The 13,167-nt window shown below is 71.3% G+C and carries 13 protein-coding genes; 7 read left to right on the forward strand and 6 right to left on the reverse strand.

Annotation, left to right across the window (positions count from 1 at the left end):
- On the forward strand, positions 1 to 825 hold an 825-nt coding region (locus PROPJV5_RS08735), incomplete at its 5' end, for a chorismate-binding protein (protein WP_220474394.1).
- Positions 826 to 851: 26 nt separating this feature from the next.
- Here the strand turns inward: PROPJV5_RS08735 and PROPJV5_RS08740 are convergent.
- From PROPJV5_RS08740 to PROPJV5_RS08750, 3 genes are all read right to left on the reverse strand, one after another.
- Positions 852 to 2,342, reverse strand: coding sequence for an aldehyde dehydrogenase family protein (locus PROPJV5_RS08740; protein ID WP_119715969.1), 1,491 nt, complete (start codon positions 2,340 to 2,342; stop codon positions 852 to 854).
- Between the two features lie 279 nt (positions 2,343 to 2,621).
- Entirely contained in the window at positions 2,622 to 4,445 is a 1,824-nt protein-coding gene (locus tag PROPJV5_RS08745) for a DUF6297 family protein (RefSeq protein ID WP_119715970.1), read from the reverse strand.
- A complete protein-coding gene (locus PROPJV5_RS08750; protein ID WP_182858654.1) occupies positions 4,442 to 5,134 on the reverse strand; it encodes an ABC transporter ATP-binding protein in 693 nt (230 codons plus the stop codon). Before PROPJV5_RS08750 ends, PROPJV5_RS08745 begins: the two co-directional genes overlap by 4 nt.
- Between PROPJV5_RS08750 and PROPJV5_RS08755 the strand changes: the two genes are divergently transcribed.
- Complete coding sequence (locus PROPJV5_RS08755; protein WP_420812722.1) at positions 5,124 to 5,921, forward strand: demethylmenaquinone methyltransferase; 798 nt, start codon at positions 5,124 to 5,126, stop codon at positions 5,919 to 5,921. The two genes, PROPJV5_RS08750 and PROPJV5_RS08755, sit on opposite strands and share 11 nt — an antisense overlap.
- A 3-nt stretch (positions 5,922 to 5,924) precedes the next feature.
- Entirely contained in the window at positions 5,925 to 7,772 is a 1,848-nt protein-coding gene (locus PROPJV5_RS08760) for a TM0106 family RecB-like putative nuclease (RefSeq protein WP_119715973.1), read from the forward strand.
- Positions 7,773 to 7,789: 17 nt separating this feature from the next.
- Here PROPJV5_RS08760 and PROPJV5_RS08765 read toward each other — a convergent pair whose 3' ends face one another.
- Positions 7,790 to 8,677: a 1,4-dihydroxy-2-naphthoate polyprenyltransferase gene (locus PROPJV5_RS08765; protein WP_119715974.1), complete on the reverse strand. Its 888-nt coding sequence runs from the start codon at positions 8,675 to 8,677 to the stop codon at positions 7,790 to 7,792.
- A 135-nt stretch (positions 8,678 to 8,812) separates the two neighbouring features.
- Between PROPJV5_RS08765 and PROPJV5_RS08770 the strand changes: the two genes are divergently transcribed.
- Positions 8,813 to 9,055 carry a PLD nuclease N-terminal domain-containing protein gene (locus tag PROPJV5_RS08770; RefSeq protein WP_119715975.1) on the forward strand — a complete coding sequence of 81 codons (243 nt, stop codon included), beginning with the start codon at positions 8,813 to 8,815 and terminating at the stop codon, positions 9,053 to 9,055.
- Between the two features lie 116 nt (positions 9,056 to 9,171).
- Complete coding sequence (locus PROPJV5_RS08775; protein WP_119715976.1) at positions 9,172 to 9,522, forward strand: PRC-barrel domain-containing protein; 351 nt, start codon at positions 9,172 to 9,174, stop codon at positions 9,520 to 9,522.
- 69 nt (positions 9,523 to 9,591) lie between these two features.
- Here the strand turns inward: PROPJV5_RS08775 and PROPJV5_RS08780 are convergent, their stop codons facing one another.
- The gene (locus tag PROPJV5_RS08780) at positions 9,592 to 10,062 is read right to left on the reverse strand and encodes a deoxycytidylate deaminase (RefSeq protein ID WP_420812726.1); all 471 of its coding nucleotides are present in this window, start codon (positions 10,060 to 10,062) and stop codon (positions 9,592 to 9,594) included.
- A gap of 84 nt (positions 10,063 to 10,146) precedes the next feature.
- Entirely contained in the window at positions 10,147 to 11,061 is a 915-nt protein-coding gene (locus PROPJV5_RS08785; protein WP_119715978.1) for a cation diffusion facilitator family transporter, read from the reverse strand.
- 171 nt (positions 11,062 to 11,232) lie between these two features.
- On the opposite strand from PROPJV5_RS08785, the gene PROPJV5_RS08790 reads away from it, so the two are divergent.
- Both PROPJV5_RS08790 and PROPJV5_RS08795 read left to right on the forward strand, forming a co-directional pair.
- On the forward strand, positions 11,233 to 12,750 hold the full coding sequence (locus PROPJV5_RS08790; RefSeq protein WP_182858655.1) for a patatin-like phospholipase family protein: 1,518 nt from the start codon (positions 11,233 to 11,235) through the stop codon (positions 12,748 to 12,750).
- Positions 12,743 to 13,105, forward strand: coding sequence for a PRC-barrel domain-containing protein (locus PROPJV5_RS08795; protein WP_119715980.1), 363 nt, complete (start codon positions 12,743 to 12,745; stop codon positions 13,103 to 13,105). Before PROPJV5_RS08790 ends, PROPJV5_RS08795 begins: the two co-directional genes overlap by 8 nt.
- Positions 13,106 to 13,167 lie beyond the last annotated feature (62 nt).

Raw genomic sequence — 13,167 nt, forward strand, 5'->3', positions numbered from 1 at the left:
CCCCCCGGGGAGGTCACCTTCTCGACCAGCGAGGAGGCCAATCAGGAGTGGCTCGACCGGTTCAACCGGGTCAGGGAACTCATCAGGGGCGGGCACGCGGACCGGGTCGTCCTGCTGCGTCAGCTCGATGCCCTGGCGTCGGGGGAACTCGACCCCCGATGGGTGCTGCACCGGTGGCAGCTGAACTACGGCGGCTCGTGGACCTACCTGGTGGGCGGGCTCGTCGGGGCGACCCACGAGGTCATGGTGCGCCGCAGCGGCGGCCTGACCGTCACGCGGATCCTCGCCGGGTCCGTTCAGACCCTCGGCGGTGTGGACGAGGCCACCCAGACCGCGCAGCTGCTGTCCAGCGGCGACCGGCTGGCCCAGCACCACCACGCCGTCGCGGCGGCCGCCGATTCGCTGCGGCCCTTCATGACGGGCATGCACGTGCCCGGCCAGCCCTTCGCCCTCGCACTGCCCGATGGCCTCAACCTGGCCACCGACATCTGCGGCGTGGCCTCGCCGGGCCACTCGTGCCTGGCGCTCGCCTCCGCCCTGCACCCGCTGGCATCGACCACGGGCTCGCCCGTCGAAGCGGCCCGGCGGGTCATCGACGAGGCGAGCCCGGTCGACCGCGGCCGCTTCGGCGCCCCGGTCGGCTGGATCGACGCCCAGGGCGACGGCGAGTGGTTCGCCGCGCTGCGCGCCTGCCAGATCGGGCAGGACGGAGCCATCCGCCTGTACGCCTCGGCAACGGCCTCGGCGAACACGAGTGCCCACGACAAGCTCGTGTCCACGCAGGTCAAGCTCTCCCAGATGCGCCGCCTGCTGACCGAGCGCTGAGCCGGTGGCCGCGGCCGGCCACGGGCTCAGGCCCCGAACGGCATGCCGGCCGCGCCCGGGGCGAGGTTGACGAGGATGTTCTTCGTCTGCTGGTAGGCGTCGAGGATCATCTTGTGGGTCTCGCGCCCGATGCCGCTGTCCTTGTACCCGCCGAACGGGGCCCCTGCCGGGAAGGCGTTGTACTGGTTGATCCAGACGCGACCGGTGCGCACGCCTGTGGCGACCCGCAGGGCGCGGCCCAGATCGCTGCTGAACACGCCACCGCCCAGCCCGTAGTCGGAGTCGTTGGCCATGGCGATGACATCGTCCTCGTCCTTGAAGGGGATGACGACGCCGACGGGGCCGAAGATCTCCTCGCGGGCGATGCGCATGTCGTTGCGGCCGACGAAGAGCGTGGGCTGCATGAAGGCACCCCTGGCCAGGGGCCCCTGCGTGTACCGTGAGCCGCCGGCGGCGATCTCGGCGCCCTCGGCCTTGCCGATCTCGACGTAGTCGAGGATCTTGGCGAGCTGGCGCTCGTTGATCTGCGAGCCCATCTGGGTCTGCGGGTCGAGCGGATCGCCCACCTTGACGGCGGCGAAGGCGTCGGTGAAGGCCGTCATGAAGCGGTCGAGGCAGCTGTCCTGGACGAAGATGCGCGAGCCCGCCGAGCAGACCTGGCCCTGGTTGAACAGGATGCCCATCTGGAGGCCGTTGACGGCCACGTCGAGGTCGGCGTCGTCGAAGAAGATGTTGGCGCTCTTGCCGCCCAGTTCCAGGGTGGCAGGGATGATCTTCTCCGCAGCGGCCAGACCGATGCCCCGCCCCACCTCGGTGGAGCCGGTGAACGCCAGTTTGTCGACATCGGCTGTCTTGAGGTATTCGCCGGAGCGTCCGCCCGTGCCCGTGATGACGTTGAGCACGCCGGCCGGCAGGATGCCGGCCTCGTCGATGAGGCGCGCCAGCTCGAGCACCGACAGCGATGTGGCGCTCGAGGGCTTGAAGACGACGGTGTTGCCGGCGACCAGTGCCGGGGCGAGTTTCCACGCGGCCATGAGGAAGGGGAAGTTCCACGGGACGATCTGGCCGATGACGCCCAGCGGCTCGCGCAGGATGATGCTGAGTGTCCCCGGGTCGATCATCGTGGCAGCGCCCTCGTCGGCACGCATGCAGCCGGCGAAGTACCGGAAGTGGTCGATGGCCAGGGGCAGGTCGGCCCCGCTGGTCTCGCGGATCGGCTTGCCGTTGTCGAGCGACTCGACGGTGGCGAGATGCTCCGCGTTGGCCTCGACGAGATCGGCGATGTCCAGGAGCGCCTTGGACCGGTCGGCGACCGGGGTGCGGGCCCAGCCCTCGAAGGCTCTCCGTGCCGCGGCGGCGGCCGCGTCGACGTCCTGCCTGGTGGCGTCGGCGATGGCGGCCAGGCGCTCCGCAGTGGCGGGGTTGAGGGAGTCGAGCTCGGCTCCGTCGGCGGCCGGGCGCCATGCGCCGTCGATGTACAGGCCGTAGCTGTCCTGAATGGTTGTCCTGTCGTTCATCGGGTTCTCCTTACGGGATCGCAGGTGACCCGTCGACCGCGACGTGCTCCACTCCGCACGCACCCGCCGTGTGATCCGGAACGTGTTCTGAGCGCCGCCCCTGCGGGTGCGGCGTCACCGGGGCGGAGCCACCACGATCGGCATCCCTCGGGCGGCTCCTGCTGTGCCTCCCACCGTAGGCCGCGCCGATCGGTCCGGTCACCGGCCTTTCGCCACCAGCGCATCAGGCCGGCTGCGGCGCTGGGGGCGGACCGGGCGGCAGGATCCCCCGGTCCGGGTTCAGGTCCTGAGCCGCGGGCGCGACCGTCCGGCGGACCCGGTCAGCGGGGGACGCGTGCGACCGTTCGAGGTGGAGCGTGAGATGACCTGTTTGGTGCGCGGGGCCCGCCCGCTGCGGGACTCCGCGCGGGCCTTCTCCAGCTCACGACGGGACTCGGCCTGTGCCTCCAGCAGTTCCTCCTGGTTGAGGGACGCGCCGGAACGCAGGATCACCCAGGCGACGATCGCGATGACCGCCGAGATGATCGGCGACCAGTTCATGACGAGCGGGAAGTTGACCAGCACCACCATGTCGAGGCCGCGCACCATGTTGAACATGAGGCTCGGCGGCACGGCACCGGCACCGGTGGCGACCATCGGGGCACTGTAGTCGGCCGACTTCGCGCTGACCCAGCGCATGGCGCCCAGCACACCGCCCACGGCGGCGATGACGCCGTACCAGACCGTCCTGCCCGGGTCGGGCTGGGAACCGCCCAGTCCCAGGACGAAGGCGGGAGTCACGGCGATGGCCCACCCGAGGGCGAGGACGCCGGGCACCACGAGTACCGCGTCGCGCAGTTCCGCGTCACTCATCGGGAACAGGCGGGCGAGGCCCTTGGTCCGGCTGAGCACGCGCATCGAGTCGAGGAACGGCACGATGACGACCATCAGGACCAGCGAGGACAGGAACGGGGCGAACGAGACGATGCCCAGCGAGCTGAGCGCGTACGGCACGATCACGGCGATCGCCAGGCCGACGAGCGGGATGGGGTTGCGGCGCAGCCGGTGGATGTCGCGCCAGATGAGCGCGCGGGTCCCCCTGCCGCGGCCCCGGATGACGGCGACGTGGCCCTTCAGCTGGTAGCGGCGCTCGATGAGGATGTCACGCATGAGCGCGAAGTCGAGGGCGAAGGCGGCGCCCTGCATGCCCGAGACGAGTTCGCCGCCGCTGACGAGACGGGCGCGCCCGATGTTGCTCAGCCGACGCCGCGCGACGACCGAGGCGAGGACGCACAGCACCAGGCCCACGCCGCAGATGGCCCAGGCGATGCGGGTGGACACCATCGTGGTGATGCCGAGGGCGAACCAGCCGCTGGCCGTCGCGATCACGGTGAGCAGGATGGCCACTGCGAACGAGCCGACGAGCAGCTGGGCCACGCGGACCGCGCGGTCCTTCTCGGCGCCCTGCTGTGCGGCCGCGAAGGACATCCACCCGGTGGTCGTCAGCCCGGTGGCGACGGTCCAGGCGAGGACGGAGTCCCCGCCCAGGCCGGTGAGGGCGGTGACGAGAGCGCTGAGCGCCGCGGCGACCAGGCCGGCCCCGACGACCATCATCCACAGTCGGCGGGCGAGGACCGCCGAGCGCCGCAGCGGCGCGTCGAGCAGCCAAAAACCCTCCGCGGCCGAGGCGATGACCGGACCGAAGACGCGGCTGGCGGCCAGGACGATGACCCAGCAGGCGGCGAGGACGAGCCAGCCGATGAGTTCGCGGGCGGTGCTGCATCCCTCGGTCGTGCAGCCCGCGGCCTGGTTCTGGGCGCTGCGGATGGCGCTGACGACCATCGCGGCGATGATGACGATACTGAAGACCGCGACGTACCCGTCGGTGAGGATGGACAGGATCGACCGGGTGGCCCTGCCCTTGCGCCAGTCCTTGACCAGCAGCATGAGCTGGCGTTCGTCGACCTCGCCCCGGCCGTAGCCGTCGACGTCGGCGAACGGGTAGTCGGGGTCGAACCCGGCCACCGGCTCGGTCATCTCGGCGGCCGGCGCAGCGGCCTGCGGCGGTGTCTGCTGGGCCGGGCCCCGTCTGGTCCTGCGGCGCTTGTTCTTCGACCTGCTCATGCGAGCTGCTCCGGTTCGGCCAGGGACTGGCTCGTCGTCTCGGTGGCGCCGACGCGGACGACGCGCGCCCCGACGGCCTCGACGAGCGAGGGCTCGTGGCTGGCCATGATGATGGCCAGGCCGTTGCCGTCCTTCTCGTGGCGCAGCCGTTTGCCCAGCCAGTCGATGCCCTCGACATCGAGACGCTGCTCGGGCTCGTCGAGCACCAGGAGTTTCTTGGGGCGCACGAAGGCCGTGGCCAGGGCGAGACGGCGACGCTGGCCGCTGGACAGGGTGCCGGGCAGCTGGCCGGACTGCGGGACGAGCTGGACCTCCTCGAGGATGGCGTCGACGAGTTCGTCGGGGTCCTCCAGGCCGTGGGCGCGGGCGAGCAGGTCGAGGTGCTCGACGACGGACAGGTCCGGGAAGAAATCGAGATCGTCGATGACGGTGGCGACGTTGCGCCGGAACACGGGGTCGGTGTCCCTCGCCTTCTCGCCGAGCACCTCGATGAGTCCGTCGGTGGGCTTGTCGGAGCCGACGATGCACCGCAGGATCGTCGACTTGCCCGAGCCGTTGCGGCCGGTCAGGGCGACCGCCTCGCCCTCGTGGACGTCGAGGCTGAAGTGGGAGACGATCGTGTTGTCCCCGTACTTCTTCGCCAGATTGCTGATTCTCAGAACCGTGGAGCGCCGTGCCATGGGGTCCATTGTGCTGCATGCGCCGACACGGGCGCACCACGTGAGCTCCCGGCGGGCACACGCACGGGGCGCGTCACCGGCACCTGTCACAATGAGGACCGTGGCAAGCAGAGCGAATCTTGACAGGGACCGCGCCGAGGTCGCCGGCATGTTCGACGAGACCGCACCCAAGTACGACCTCATGAACGATGTGATGAGTCTGGGCCGCGACCGCGCGTGGCGCCGCGAGGTCGTGCGCGCCCTGGCGGTCGCCCCCGGAGAGCGCGTGCTCGACCTGGCCGCCGGCACCGGCACCTCGTCCGCGCCCTTCGTCCGGGCAGGCGCGACGGTCTACCCCACCGACCTGTCGATGGGCATGCTGCGCACCGGCAAGCAGCGCCAGCCGCGACTGGAGTTCGTCTGCGGCGACGCCATGAGGCTGCCCTACGGGGATGGGGTCTTCGACGCCGCGACGATCAGCTTCGGCCTGCGCAACATCGAGGACACTCTCGGCGCCCTGCGCGAGCTGCGCCGTGTCACCCGCGACGGCGGTCGCCTCGTCATCTGCGAGTTCAGCCGGCCCACCTGGGGGCCCTTCCGGTGGGCCTACCAGAGCGTCTACCTGACGCACGTCATGCCACTCATGAGCCGGGTGAGCGCCAACCCGGTGTCCTACGACTACCTGGCCGAGACCATCCTGGCCTGGCACGACCAGCCGCATCTCGCCGAGATCATGGAGCGGGCCGGTTGGGGCCGGGTCGCCTGGCGCGACCTCACGGGCGGCATCGTCGCCCTGCACCGCGGGCTGGCGATCTGAGCGATGAGCAGATCGGCCAGGCACCGCGCTGATGCGCCGGGCCCGTCCGCGCCCGGCGAGAGCACCCCGGCCGATCCCACCGGCCTGATACTGCTCGGCGCCGACGCGGCGGTCACCTGCCCGGTCAGGACGCACAACCGTTTCGACCCCACGGTCCCCGACCCGCCGCCGGACGCAACCGGGTCGACCGGGTGGCCGCCCGGAGGGCCGCCGGCGGACCGACGAGCCGCCATGGCCTTCCGGCGACGCATCCTCGACACCCTGGCCGCCATGCCCAGGGCCGTGGACCTGCGCCAGATGGGACCCGACCGGGCGGGCAGGCTCCGGGCGACCACGAGGGCCGTGGCCGCCGGGCGGCGCATCATCATCGGCCCGGCCCTGCCGCCCGATGTGACCGGCCGACGTACCGGCGAGCCCGATGCGATCGTCCTCGGCGAGCCGACGACGGCCGGCGGGCACGGCTACGACCCGGTCCTCGTCGTGCGCCACCAGGTGCTCGAGCAGGCGTCCCCCCTCGCACGCCAGCGGGTGAGCTCGCTGGCGCGCAACCTGCGCCTGGTCCGCCTGCGGGGCGCGACCGTGCGCCATGGACGCGGGCCGGACCTGCTGCGCCTGGCGCACTACCGCCGCATCCTCCAGGCCGCCGGCTGGGCCAGCGGCGGGCCCGCCTACGGCGGCCTGATCGGCACCGATCACGTCCGGTACGACCGGGGCGCCGCCACGGTGCAACCCGCCTCGCCGCGGCACACCCCGCCGGCCGCCCACCTGGCGCTCGTCTGGGCCGACCTCGGGGCTCGTCGCCTGCGCACGGAGGCCCGCACGGCGCAGCGCGGCTGGCGCACCCACTCCGCCCTTGCCCGCTACGACCACGAGTTCGGGTTCCGACGCAAGATCGCCCTCGAGGCGTCCGAACGGACTCCCGCAACGACGAGGGCGCCACGGGTATGGCCCATCGTCACCGCCGAGTGCCAGAGCTGCCCGTGGTGGTCGCACTGCCGTCGGCTGCTGGCCGACGACGACCTGAGCCTGCGCATCGACAAGGCCCGTCTGGGGCCGCAGGAGGTCAGCCTGCTGCGCTCCATGGGCATCTGGACGATCACCGACCTGGCCGGCCGCAACATCGACGACCTCATCGGGTCACTGCACTCCAGGCTGCGCCGCCCCGACGAGTCGGCCCGGCGCATGAGGCTGGCCGCCCGCCGGGCCCGCATGCTCGCCACCGGCCGTTCCGTGGAGCGCACCACCCGCGGCCCGTTGCCTCTTCCGCCCGAGGGCTACGCGATCGACCTCGACATCGAGACGAGCGCGGACGACACCGTCTACCTGTGGGGTTTCCTCGTGGACGACCCGCAGGAGCGGTCCGGGCCCCGGTACGTCTCGTTCGCCCGGTTCACCGACCTCGACCGGGCCGGGGAGCGGAGGCTGGCGCACGAGGCGCTGGCCTGGCTGGACGAGCAGCTCACCGCCCACCCGCAGGCCCGCGTCTACCACTACTCCGACTACGAGGTCGTGCACATCGAACGCATCGCGCGCACCAGCGGCGACCCCGTCATCACCAAGGTCGCCCGCACCCACTGCCGGACACGGTTCTTCGACCTCTTCGCCGTGGTCCGCGCCAACTTCTTCGGCGTGCACGGTCTCGGCCTCAAACGCATCGCCCACGACGGAGCCGGGTTCAGCTGGCGGGACGAGGACCCGGGCGGACTCAACTCGCAGACCTGGTTCGACGAGGCGGTCCACGCCGACGAGGCCGAGCACCGGCAGGAGGAGGCGCGCCGCGTGCTGGAGTACAACGAGGACGACGTACGCGCCACCCATGCCCTGCGCGCGTGGCTGCGCACGCTCACCTGAACGACGTCACCGGCGTCTCAGCCGAGGGCCGCCCAGATCGCCGTGCCCGCGAGCAGGCCGGCCGAGAAGACGAGTTCGCCCATGCTCGTCAGGCGCAGGGTGGCGACCAGACGCATGCCCCGGGCCCCGCCCAGGATGATGCGGGCGGCGCCCACGAGCAGGGTGACGCCGAGCAGGCACAGCAGAGCCCACCAGGTGCTCAGCGCTGCGACGAGGACACCGCAGACGGTCACCGCCGCGACCAGGCCCGCGTAGAGCATCCGAGTGGCCGGCTCGCCAAGGCGCGTCTCGAGGGTGCGCTTGCCGGCGGCGGTGTCCGAGGCGATGTCCCGCAGATTGTTTGTCACGAGCACGCCGTCGGCGATGAGCCCCATGGCGACGGCGGCGGCCCAGCCGGCCGCGCTGACGCGCCCGTCGAGCAGGTAGACGGTGCCCGCGGTGGCGACCAGTCCGAAGAAGATGAAGACGAAGACCTCGCCCAGCCCCAGGTAGCCGTAGGGATGCCTGCCGCCGGTGTAGAACCAGGCGGCCAGGACGCAGGCGACACCGACGATCAGCAGCCACCAGTGCCCGGTGACGGCAACGGCCACCAGCCCGGCCACGCCGGAGACGCCGAAGCAGCCGAAGGCGGCGTTGCGCACCGTCGTGGGATCGGCGGCCCCCGAGCCGACGAGCCGCTGCGGGCCGACGCGATGATCGTCGGTGCCGCGGACGCCGTCGGAGTAGTCGTTGGCGAAGTTGACGCCGATGACCAGGCCGAGTGCGATGACCAGGCACAGGGCGACGACGTGGAGCGGTGCCCTGCCCTGCCACCAGCCGATCGCCGTTCCCGCCACGACCGGCGAGACCGCGGTGGGCAGGGTGCGCATGCGTGCTCCTTCAATCCATTCAGCGGCGCTGGCCATGGCCCCCTCGCATCGATCCGGTGGTCGCGGCGTGCCCGCGGCTCCCAGCCCGATCCTGCCACGCCTTCCGCTGGACCGCCCGCCGGAACGCCGGCGTCCGCCACCGGCCCGCGAGCACCCCGTAGAATTGAGGCCATGGCACGTCTTCTTCCAGTGCTGGTCCTGCTTGCGCTGACCATCTATGCCATCGTCGACCTGGCCCAGAGCCGCGACGAGAACGTGCCCTTCATGCCCAAGTGGCTGTGGCTGTTCGTCGTGATCTTCGTCCCGGCGATCGGCCCCCTGGTGTGGATCATCGCCGGGTACAACGCGCGCCGCACGCCGCCGCCCCGCGACGTGCCCCCGGACGACAACGAGGACTGGCTGCGCCGTCACTGACGGCAGGACGCGCACGCTCCCTCGTCACGAACGGTGGACGGCATGACACGGGCGCCTTCTGTGGCATAGCGTGGGCACGGTCAGTGCCAGAGGCCGCCGCATCGGAAAGGAAACTCATGACGGACGACAGCTACGACGATCTGTACAACTCGGACGTCGTCGACCGGGATGGGAAGAAGATCGGCGGGGTCGGTCAGGTCTACCTGGACGACCGGACCGGGCGGCCCACCTGGGTGACGGTCAAGACCGGGCTGTTCGGCACCAAGGAGAACTTCGTCCCGCTGTTCAAGGCCGAGATCGACGACGGTCAGATCCATGTGCCCTACACGGAGAGCACCGTCAAGGACGCCCCGACGGTCGACCCCGACCGCCACCTCGACTCGGACGAGGAGGCCGACCTGTACAAGTACTACGGCATCACGGCCCAGCGCCCCGGCAAGGACGACGAGGACGCCGACACAGACTGACCGGCGCGCCCGGGAGCCGGCCGGCCTCGGGCAGGCACCGGGCCCAGGTCCGTCACGCGGGCGGCGCGGTCACTGCCCGCCGCCCGCACCGAAGTCGACGATCTCGTCCCCGGCCATGCTCCCGTCGGGCCACACGGCCCGCACGATGCCGGCTGCCGCGAGGGCCTTGCGGCAGCCGGGACAGGGCTCATCGGTGACGTAGATCGTGGCGCCCTTGGTGTCGCGCGTGCTGAACAGCAGCGCATTGACCTCCGCGTGGATGGCGATGCAGAAACCGGGGGTGCCCGGGCGGTCGTAGTCCCCCAGGCCCGGCACCTCGCCGTAGCCCAGGCGCCCACGCGGGCAGGCGCCTTCGAGGCAGTCCGGACGGCCCGGGGCGGCGCCGTTGTAGCCGGTGGCGATGATCCTGTGGTCGGGCCCCACGAGTACGGCGCCGACACGGCGGCGCGTGCACTTGGCCCGCGCCGAGACCGCCTGGGCAATGCCCAGGAAGTACTCGTCCCAGCCGGGAACGGTGATCCGCTGCCCTGGTTGCATCATGGCCATGCCCACTAGGGTACGGCCCGCGACGAGGCACCGAAGGCCTTGTCCCGACCGCGAACACGACCCGTCACGCCGTGGCTCTCAGATCTCGATGTCCTCGTACGACCTGGCGTCGTGGAGCGGCTCGACGTGCACCGTGACCCGCAGGTCCGGTTCGACGCCCCGCAGCTCGTCGACGATGTCCTCGGCCAGGTCGTGGCTGGTCTTGACACTCCACTCATCGGGCACGAGCAGGTGGAACTCCATGAAGCGGCGGTTCCCGCTCTCGCGGGTGCGCACAGCGTGGAAGCTGATGTCACGGGTGCGCCGACCCTCGAGCACCTCCGTGAGACGCGCCTCGAGCTCGGGCGGCAGGGCGATGTCCATGAGGCCGTCCACCGAGCTCTTCACCAGGCCGACACCGATGCGCACGATGTTCACGCCGGCGATGATGGCGACGATCGGGTCGAGGCGCGCCCAGCCGGTCAGCGCGACCAGGCCGACGCCCACGAGCACGGCCACCGACGTGATGACATCGGTCATGAGGTGCCGGCCGTCGGCCGAGAGGGTGGCCGACCGCAGCCGATCGCCGCGGCGGATGAGCAGCAGGCCGACGGCGGCGTTGATCACCGCGCTGACGCCGCTGATGATGAGACCGATCCCCAGCTGCTCGGGCATCTGCGGTCGGATCAGCCGCTCGATCGCCTGCCAGACGATGACGGCAGCGGCGATGAGCACCATGACGCCTTCGACCGCCGCGGAGAAGTACTCGGCCTTGGAGTGGCCGAAGGGGTGGTTCGCGTCCGGCGGGCGGATGGAGATCTTCAGCATGGCCAGGGCCATGACGGCCGCGGCCAGGTTGACGAGCGATTCGAGGGCGTCCGACAGCAGCGAGACCGAGCCGGTCAGGGCGGCGGCACCGCCCTTGAGCAGGATGGTCGTCAGGGCGGCGGCGATGGAGAGCCACGCGTAACGACTCAGGTCGACCGGCGGGCTGTACCGGGGCGCGTTCGTCATGGCCCCAGTATGACCGCGAATCCCGCCCCACGCACCCAAGCAAGTCCTTACTCACTAGGCGTTTTACCCTGTCACCAGGGGCTATGCGGCACCCCCGGCGGCAACCGGGGGCACTCCTGGCGCGCCCTGGACCGCCCGGTGGGCCGCCCCGCGCCGGTTAGGCTGGTCGCCATGCCACGTCCAGCATGGTTCGGCCTGCCGCCCTTCCTCGGCCAGGAACGCTCACCAGGGGAACACTCGCAGGTGCAGGGGCTGGTCATCGCAGGCGGCGGTGCGAAGGCCAGTTTCCAGATCGGCGCGCTGCGTTATCTGTACGAGCACGAGCACATCGCACCGACGGTGATCACCGCCACCTCGGCCGGTTCGATCCTGGGCGCGTTGCTGGCCCAGTTCGAGGACCCGGCCGAGCAGGAGGCGGCGCTGCGCCGTATCGAGGACCTGTGGTTGTCGATGCAGACCGACGCCGACATGTTCACCGAGCGGGCCTGGTTCACCCGTCTGCTCGCCCACCAGGACCTGCTCGCGAGCCTGCGCGAGATGGAGGAGAGGAGGGCCGGCAGGGACACCCGGGTCACCATGCGGCTGAGGGGCCGCCGTGGTGACGTGGCGGACGCCGCCGACGAAGGACGAGGAGCCGGGGAGGGCCCGCTGGCCGGGCTCACCCCGCAGGAGCGCACCCTGGCGCTCGCCATGTCCGAGGAACCGGGCGAGCCGGTGGAGTTCAACGCCAACCTGGTCTACCAGCTCCTGTCCGAGCTGCCCCGCATCGGCCGCATCGGTTCCGACCTGACCGCAGCGGTACGGGGGCTGGAGAGCAACCGCTCGCTCTACCGCCCCGGCCCGCTGCTGGAGCGACTGCTGAGCCGCGACTTCTTCCGATCGGAACTGGTGGCCTCCTCGGGCGTCACCTTCCGGTGCGCCATCGTCGGCCTGGGCAGCGGCGAGCTGCGGTACATGCGCGAGGACGGCAAGATCGTCGACCGCGACGACCACCCCCTGGACGGCCCCGGTTTCGACGTGACGATGGGCACCCTCGCCTCCTGCTCGGTGCCCGGGATCTTCCGGCCCGTCGAGATGAACGGCGAATGGTACGTCGACGGCGGCGTCCGCGAGAACGTCCCCGTCGAGGCGGCGGTCAAGAACCTGGGTGTCACCCAGCCCTTCGTCATCGTCTCCTCGCCTCCCGGCGCCTCGCCGAGCCCCCGGACCGGTGAGGGCAACATCCTGTCGATCCTGTTCCGCGTCGAGTCGATCCGCGCCGACGAGTCCGAACGCGACGAGGTCGCCTACGCCCGCGCGGCGGGCGCCACCGTCATCGAACCCGAGATCCTCATCCATGACGCGATGACGATCGACCCGGGTCTGCTGTCCATCAACCGTGACTACGGCTGGATCCGCGCCGCCGAGGCCACCCGGGAGGCGTCGTGCCAGGCCCAGGCGGCCCACCGCGAGATCATCCGCACCCGCCTGAGGGCGTGGCGTCTGGAGAAGGCCGCTCTGGCCCACGACGAGCACGTCCTCGACACCGAGCCCGGCTCGGTGCTCGCCCTGCCGGGCGACCTGGCGGAGACCAAGAAGGCGCTGCGGGCCATGATCGAGCGCGCCGACCGGAGTTTCCTACCGGACGGCGGCGAGGGCTGGTGGAATCGCTTCGAGGGCCACCCGCGGACGGGAGACGCGCATGTCTGAGCACGGGGACCACGGCGGCCGGGACGAGGGGACCGCCCCCGGAAAGGCCCTGGCCGGCGCCCGGGTGATGGACGAGTCCGGCGTCCTCATCGGCCGGGCCCTGGGGTTTTGGCAGGACGAGGACACCGGTGTGCTGACCTTCGTGGGCGTGCGGGACGGGGTGCTGGGCAGCAGACGCCACCTGATCCCGCTGGCCGCCGCCGAGATCGGGTACGAACGCATCGACGTCCCCTACAGCCGGTCTCAGGTGATGGCCTCGCCGGCCTTCGAGGCGGGTCGCGCGGTCCTCGACGAGGACGAGGCGGCGGTCTGCGTCCACTACGGCCTCACGAGCCCCACCCCCTGGCTGGAGTGAGACGCCGGCGGCTCAGGAAGAACGTTGCCCACCGACCCGTCGGCAGGGCCCATGGGACGAAT

The organism is Propionibacterium ruminifibrarum (genome assembly GCF_900289195.1).
Classification (GTDB): Bacteria; Actinomycetota; Actinomycetes; order Propionibacteriales; family Propionibacteriaceae; genus Propionibacterium; species Propionibacterium ruminifibrarum.

Excerpts from the sequence above, each read along its gene's own strand:
- PROPJV5_RS08780 (WP_420812726.1), bottom strand. The coding sequence starts at position 10,062 with ATGATGCAACCAGGGCAGCGGATCACCGTTCCCGGCTGGGACGAGTAC.
- PROPJV5_RS08770 (WP_119715975.1), top strand. The coding sequence starts at position 8,813 with ATGGCACGTCTTCTTCCAGTGCTGGTCCTGCTTGCGCTGACCATCTAT.
- PROPJV5_RS08760 (WP_119715973.1), top strand. The coding sequence starts at position 5,925 with ATGAGCAGATCGGCCAGGCACCGCGCTGATGCGCCGGGCCCGTCCGCG.
- PROPJV5_RS08755 (WP_420812722.1), top strand. The coding sequence starts at position 5,124 with ATGGGGTCCATTGTGCTGCATGCGCCGACACGGGCGCACCACGTGAGC.
- PROPJV5_RS08765 (WP_119715974.1), bottom strand. The coding sequence starts at position 8,677 with ATGGCCAGCGCCGCTGAATGGATTGAAGGAGCACGCATGCGCACCCTG.
- PROPJV5_RS08740 (WP_119715969.1), bottom strand. The coding sequence starts at position 2,342 with ATGAACGACAGGACAACCATTCAGGACAGCTACGGCCTGTACATCGAC.
- PROPJV5_RS08775 (WP_119715976.1), top strand. The coding sequence starts at position 9,172 with ATGACGGACGACAGCTACGACGATCTGTACAACTCGGACGTCGTCGAC.
- PROPJV5_RS08750 (WP_182858654.1), bottom strand. The coding sequence starts at position 5,134 with ATGGACCCCATGGCACGGCGCTCCACGGTTCTGAGAATCAGCAATCTG.
- PROPJV5_RS08745 (WP_119715970.1), bottom strand. The coding sequence starts at position 4,445 with ATGAGCAGGTCGAAGAACAAGCGCCGCAGGACCAGACGGGGCCCGGCC.
- PROPJV5_RS08795 (WP_119715980.1), top strand. The coding sequence starts at position 12,743 with ATGTCTGAGCACGGGGACCACGGCGGCCGGGACGAGGGGACCGCCCCC.
- PROPJV5_RS08785 (WP_119715978.1), bottom strand. The coding sequence starts at position 11,061 with ATGACGAACGCGCCCCGGTACAGCCCGCCGGTCGACCTGAGTCGTTAC.
- PROPJV5_RS08790 (WP_182858655.1), top strand. The coding sequence starts at position 11,233 with ATGCCACGTCCAGCATGGTTCGGCCTGCCGCCCTTCCTCGGCCAGGAA.